Source organism: Halalkalibacter alkalisediminis, assembly GCF_028610705.1.
GTDB classification, from domain to species: domain Bacteria; phylum Bacillota; class Bacilli; order Bacillales; family Bacillaceae_D; genus Halalkalibacter; species Halalkalibacter alkalisediminis.
Genome location: NZ_JAQQWT010000017.1, coordinates 54484 through 60218, shown reverse-complemented (window position 1 = coordinate 60218; position 5735 = coordinate 54484). Strand labels below are relative to the sequence as shown.

5 protein-coding genes are annotated in these 5735 nt (G+C 39.6%); all 5 read left to right on the top strand.

What is annotated here, in order from left to right; translation table 11 throughout:
• The first annotated feature begins 373 nt into the window (after nucleotides 1-373).
• The 5 genes from radA to ispF all read left to right on the top strand — a co-directional run bounded on the left by radA (nucleotide 374) and on the right by ispF (nucleotide 5553).
• Nucleotides 374-1747, top strand: coding sequence for a DNA repair protein RadA (gene radA, locus PQ474_RS18530; protein ID WP_273846530.1), 1374 nt, complete (start codon nucleotides 374-376; stop codon nucleotides 1745-1747).
• Between the two features lie 3 nt (nucleotides 1748-1750).
• Nucleotides 1751-2827: a DNA integrity scanning diadenylate cyclase DisA gene (gene disA / locus PQ474_RS18525; protein WP_273846528.1), complete on the top strand. Its 1077-nt coding sequence runs from the start codon at nucleotides 1751-1753 to the stop codon at nucleotides 2825-2827.
• A 183-nt stretch (nucleotides 2828-3010) separates the two neighbouring features.
• Nucleotides 3011-4105: a PIN/TRAM domain-containing protein gene (locus tag PQ474_RS18520; protein ID WP_273846526.1), complete on the top strand. Its 1095-nt coding sequence runs from the start codon at nucleotides 3011-3013 to the stop codon at nucleotides 4103-4105.
• Nucleotides 4106-4393: 288 nt separating this feature from the next.
• Nucleotides 4394-5083: a 2-C-methyl-D-erythritol 4-phosphate cytidylyltransferase gene (gene ispD / locus PQ474_RS18515; protein ID WP_273846524.1), complete on the top strand. Its 690-nt coding sequence runs from the start codon at nucleotides 4394-4396 to the stop codon at nucleotides 5081-5083.
• Nucleotides 5080-5553 carry a 2-C-methyl-D-erythritol 2,4-cyclodiphosphate synthase gene (ispF, locus tag PQ474_RS18510; RefSeq protein WP_273846522.1) on the top strand — a complete coding sequence of 158 codons (474 nt, stop codon included), beginning with the start codon at nucleotides 5080-5082 and terminating at the stop codon, nucleotides 5551-5553. The genes ispD and ispF overlap by 4 nt, the downstream gene beginning before the upstream one ends.
• The last annotated feature ends 182 nt before the right edge of the window (nucleotides 5554-5735 follow it).

Genomic DNA, 5735 nt, shown 5'->3' with positions numbered 1-5735 from the left:
CTCCTAAAAGGCGTGCAGCGTGCGGAGCCAATGCAAACCTCTGAGTGTTAGATTAGCTCAAAAATAAAAGGTCGAACTTTACCTTTTTGACTTCATCGATGCATTGAGCGTAGCCGCTGCCATGTTTTAAGCTTTTTAGGAGTGGGTTTTCTCCTAAAAGGCGTGCAGCGTGCGGAGCCAATGCAAACCTCTGAGTGTTAGATTAGCTCAAAAATAAAAGGTCGAACAGCTACAGTATAAAGAGGTAGGAAACAAAGAAAAGCCGAGAGATAGTCATAATCTCTCGGCTTTTCACCATATAATATCTAGAAGCGACCTTTTTTCTTTACTCTGATACAATAGAAGCAAAGAGAAAGAAGGAAGTGAGTGGAGCATGGCTAAGAAAAAAACGAAATTTGTCTGTCAAGAATGTGGATATGAATCAGCCAAATGGATGGGAAAATGTCCCGGATGCCAAGGCTGGAATACGATGGTCGAAGAATTCGAACCAAGCGCAAAACAAGCAAGTCGTAGCTATGTAACTTCGAGCGCGACAGGATCGAAGCCTCAATCGATTGTATCGGTTGAAAGTGAGACCGAGCCAAGGATTAGTACAACGATGATGGAGTTAGATCGTGTACTCGGAGGAGGGATTGTTCCTGGTTCTCTAGTCCTTGTAGGAGGAGATCCTGGAATCGGGAAATCAACCCTGTTGCTGCAACTTTCTTCAAAATTAGCAGAAACAAAGCATAAAGTTTTATATATATCTGGTGAGGAATCAGTTAAACAAACGAAATTACGATCTGAGCGGTTAGGTGTTTCATCTGCGGATCTATATGTATTAGCGGAAACGGATATCTCTTTTATTGAGCGTGCAATTGATGAAGTACAACCAACGTTGGTTGTCATTGATTCGATACAAACGGTTTATCAAGATGATATTACATCGGCACCTGGTAGTGTCGCGCAAGTACGCGAGTGTACGGCAGCTTTTATGAAGATTGCTAAAACGAAAGGAATTGCCATTTTTATTGTGGGTCATGTAACAAAACAAGGTTCGATTGCTGGGCCGAAACTACTCGAACATATGGTGGATTCAGTCCTTTACTTTGAGGGAGAAAGACATCATACGTATCGAATTTTACGAGCAGTTAAGAATCGATTCGGATCGACGAATGAGATGGGAATCTTTGAAATGAAGGAAATGGGATTAGAAGAAGTATTGAACCCTTCAGAAATCTTTTTAGAAGAACGATCACAAGGAGCAGCAGGATCGATTGTAGTGGCTTCAATGGAAGGAACAAGACCTGTCCTTGTAGAATTACAAGCATTAATATCTCCTACTAGTTTTGGAAACCCGAGGCGCATGGCAACAGGAGTCGATCATAACCGTGTCTCTCTGTTAATGGCGGTGCTCGAAAAACGTGTAGGCTTATTGCTTCAAAATCAAGATGCTTATTTAAATGTTGCAGGGGGTATAAGATTAGATGAGCCTGCTATTGATTTAGCGATTGCTTTAAGCATTGCATCTAGTTTCCGTAATCAAGTGACAAGCCCAACGGATGTAGCAATTGGTGAAGTAGGATTAACAGGTGAAATTAGACGAGTCTCACGCATTGAACAAAGGGTAAACGAGGCAGCTAAGCTTGGTTTTAAAAGGGCCATCATCCCAGAGAAAAATCTAGGAGGATGGACTTACCCGAAAGAAATTCAAGTAGTTGGTGTGCCAACGTTAGAGAAAGCGTTAGAGGTCGGATTAGGAGGGTAATCAATGACTGAAGGGAAAAAGCGTCACGCTTTTATCCAAAATGTACTAAAGTTAGTTGCTCCAGGAACTGATTTGCGAGCAGGCATTGATAATGTATTGCGAGCGAAAACAGGTGGTTTAATTGTAATAGGGTATGATAACGCGATGATTCCAGTCGTGGACGGTGGTTTTTTTATTAATTGTGATTTTTCACCCGCTTATTTATATGAATTAGCTAAGATGGATGGAGCGATCATCTTAAGTGAGGATGGAAAACGAATTTTATATGCTAATACTCAATTGGTACCCAATAATGGGATCCCCTCTAATGAAACGGGAATTCGTCATCGAACAGCAGAGCGTGTGGCTAAGCAAACAGGAAATTTAGTTGTTTCCATCTCACAACGAAGGAATGTCATTACTTTGTATCAAGGGGATTTTCGTTATTCTTTAAAGGACATTGGTGTTATTTTAACGAAAGCCAATCAAGCTATTCAAACGTTGGAAAAATACAAAGTAGTGCTTGACCAGGGAATCACCAATTTAGGAGCACTGGAGTTTGAACAACTCGTTACGTTTCATGAAGTGACACAAGTCATTCATCGTGTGCAAATGGTGCTTCGAATAAAAAGAGAAATCTTGAACTACATCAATGAACTTGGCAATGAAGGTCGACTAATAACGATGCAACTGAATGAATTAGTTGCCAATACGGAAAAAGAAGCGATTTTATTAATAAAAGATTATGTTAAGAACCCTAAGCAAAATGTGACCGAGATTCTCAGGGAATTGACGAAAACACAAACGGAAGAGTTACTCGACGAACAAGAGATTGTCAAAGTACTCGGTTATAGTAAGAATATCAATATTCAGGAGCAAGCCGTATCTCCAAGAGGATATCGTATTCTTCACCGAATTCCTAGACTCCCTTCGGCGATTATTGAGAACTTAATTGAGAAGTATGGAGACTTAACGAGTATTCTCTTTGCTAGTACGAAGGATTTAGATGAAGTAGAAGGAATCGGTGAACCAAGAGCTAAGATGATTAAAGATGGGTTAAATCGTATACAAGAACAACTGTTCGTAGATCGGCATATTTAGTAAAGATGGTTGACGCTCTAATGAAGTAAAGGTATAATTATAGGTTTTCTTAATTGACAAAATATTGAAGGTTTGTTACGTTAAAGGAAATAAGGAAGAAATTTTGAGATTTTATGTGAAATGCAGTTTGATAGGTTTCAAATCCGCATTCTTGTCTATAATAATAGAAGGAGGTGAATATGGATGCTAAAGCGAATTGTGCAGCTTTTTTTCGTTCTAGTTGGAGGAACTTTAGGTTTTCTCTACATTCCAGAACTGATCCATATAATAAATTTAGGCGAAGTTCCTAATTGGGTTACGAGTTCTTATGCGGGTGCAGTGTTCGGTGCTATTATTTTATTTATTGCAACAGTTTGGCTTGCTGATTATATCGTGAATGTGATGAGACTTTTGGAAGAGGCTATTGTACGTGCGCCTGTTACCGATGTGTTATTCGGTACGATGGGTTTAATAATTGGACTAATTGTAGCCTATTTAATTGGAATTCCATTGAATGCCATTAATATCCCTGTAGTAAGTACCGTTTTACCAATCTTCGTAACGATTTTTCTTGGGTATTTTGGGTTTCAAATTGGGTTTAAAAAGAGAGATGAACTTATTAATTTATTTACACTCACTCGAAACCTTGGCAAGAAAAAAGAGGATGAGGAAGAAGATATCGCAATCGGGAAACAACTAAAGATTCTTGATACAAGTGTTATTATTGATGGACGGATTGCGGATATTTGTAAAACAGGATTTCTAGAAGGCACGTTAGTTATTCCTGAATTTGTTCTTGAAGAACTTCAGCATATTGCTGATTCATCAGATGTATTAAAAAGAAATAGAGGACGTCGTGGCCTAGATATTTTGAACAAAATTCAAAAAGAGCTACCGACTAATGTAGAGATTTATGAAGGTGACTTTGAAGATATTTCAGAGGTCGATAGCAAGTTAGTGAAGTTAGCGAAAATTTCCCACGGAATGGTCGTAACGAATGACTTTAATCTAAACAAGGTTTGTGAACTACAAGGTGTATCTGTTTTAAATATTAATGATTTAGCAAATGCGGTGAAGCCAGTTGTCTTGCCAGGTGAAGAACTAAAAGTACAGGTCATTAAAGATGGGAAAGAACAGCATCAAGGTGTGGCTTATCTCGATGATGGAACGATGATTGTCGTTGAAGGTGGACGTGATTTTATCGGGAAACATATTGATGTCGTTGTGACAAGCGTACTACAAACAAGTGCAGGTCGTATGATTTTTGCTAAACCTAAGGTTCTTGAAAAAGCTTTGTAGTGTTCTTTTCTTTAAATAAATAGATGAGATCATAGATCTTTTTAAGTAGCGCCACCTTCCATTCGTGGATATTGGCGCTTTTTCTTTTGTTATAGAGGGTTTTCTTAGAGGTACATATAATTTAATCATTTCAAGATAAGTACAAGTTTTCTAAAACAAACATATGTCACTGCGCGGAAGAACATGCTAAAATAAGTACGATTTTATTGAAGTGGGCTATCTTTTTTCGGCAATAAGGATATGATTGTAGTAATGAGTTGACACATTTCAATTGGGAGAGAGTTAACAATGAAATATAGTGTAGTTATTCCGGCAGCCGGTCAAGGGAAACGCATGAAAGCAGGAAAAAACAAACAGTTTCTTGAGTTAAGGGGAGAGCCTTTAATTGTTCATACGCTTCGTTTGTTTGAGCAGGATTCCTTATGTGACACTATTGTCTTGGTGGCAAATGGGGAAGAATGTGAGATCATGAGGGAGCTTGCTGATGCTCACCAGTTTAAAAAAGTGAAAGCGATCATTGAAGGTGGAAAAGAAAGACAAGATAGTTGTAAAAACGGGGTTGATTCTCTTAAAACTGAGCAAGTGGTCTTGATTCATGATGGGGCACGTCCATTTGTTACATACGATGTTATACGCAGACTAGTACATAAAGCTGATGAAACGGGAGCGGCTATTGCGGCAGTTCCTGTTAAGGATACGATTAAACGGGTAAAAGAGGGAGTAGTTGTTGATACGCAAAATAGAGCAGAATTGTGGTCGGTGCAAACCCCCCAGGCTTTTAAATGGTCCCTCATTAAAGAAGCTCATACTCGGGCCAAAGAAGCAGGTAAAGTAGGAACGGATGACGCTAGCCTCGTAGAATGGCTCGGTCATGAAGTAGCCATTGTAGAAGGAGATTACCAAAATATTAAGTTGACTACACCGGATGATTTGCTTTTTGCTGAAGCAATTCTGAAAGAAAGGGAGAGAAAAAAATGAGAATTGGACAAGGTTTTGATGTTCATCAGTTAGTCGAAGGGAGACCTCTAATATTAGGAGGAATCACGATTCCATATGAAAAAGGGTTACTTGGACATTCTGATGCCGATGTTTTATTACATACGATTGCCGATGCAGCACTAGGTGCAATTGGAGAAGGAGATATTGGAAAGCACTTTCCTGATACAGATAGCGCCTTTAAAGATGCAGACTCAGCCAAACTTCTCACACATGTATGGGAGCTTGTCAAAGAAAGAGGTTTTAAATTAGCGAATATTGACTGCACCATCATCGCACAACAACCCAAAATGGCTCCGCACATCGAAACGATGCGCACCCGTATCGCCGAACTTCTAGAAGCCGATGCTTGCCAGGTGAACGTCAAAGCCACAACCACAGAAAAACTAGGCTTCACAGGCAGAGGAGAAGGAATTGCCTCTCAGGCAGTTATTTTACTAGAGAAGGTTTAAAAAGGTCGAACTTCACCTTTTTAAACCTTCTCTAGAGCAATGAGCGTAGCCGCTGCCAATGTTTTAAGCCTTTCTGAGCGGGTTTCTCAGAAAGGCGCGCAGCGTGCGAAGCCATTGCCACGGCCAGAGGAAAGACAAAGTAAGAAAGTAGCTTACTAAAAAAAACGGAACCAAGGAAAAGT

Bases quoted from the DNA above. Each gene is read 5' to 3' on its own strand.
- radA (WP_273846530.1), top strand. From the start codon at position 374: ATGGCTAAGAAAAAAACGAAATTTGTCTGTCAAGAATGTGGATATGAA.
- disA (WP_273846528.1), top strand. From the start codon at position 1,751: ATGACTGAAGGGAAAAAGCGTCACGCTTTTATCCAAAATGTACTAAAG.
- PQ474_RS18520 (WP_273846526.1), top strand. From the start codon at position 3,011: ATGCTAAAGCGAATTGTGCAGCTTTTTTTCGTTCTAGTTGGAGGAACT.
- ispD (WP_273846524.1), top strand. From the start codon at position 4,394: ATGAAATATAGTGTAGTTATTCCGGCAGCCGGTCAAGGGAAACGCATG.
- ispF (WP_273846522.1), top strand. From the start codon at position 5,080: ATGAGAATTGGACAAGGTTTTGATGTTCATCAGTTAGTCGAAGGGAGA.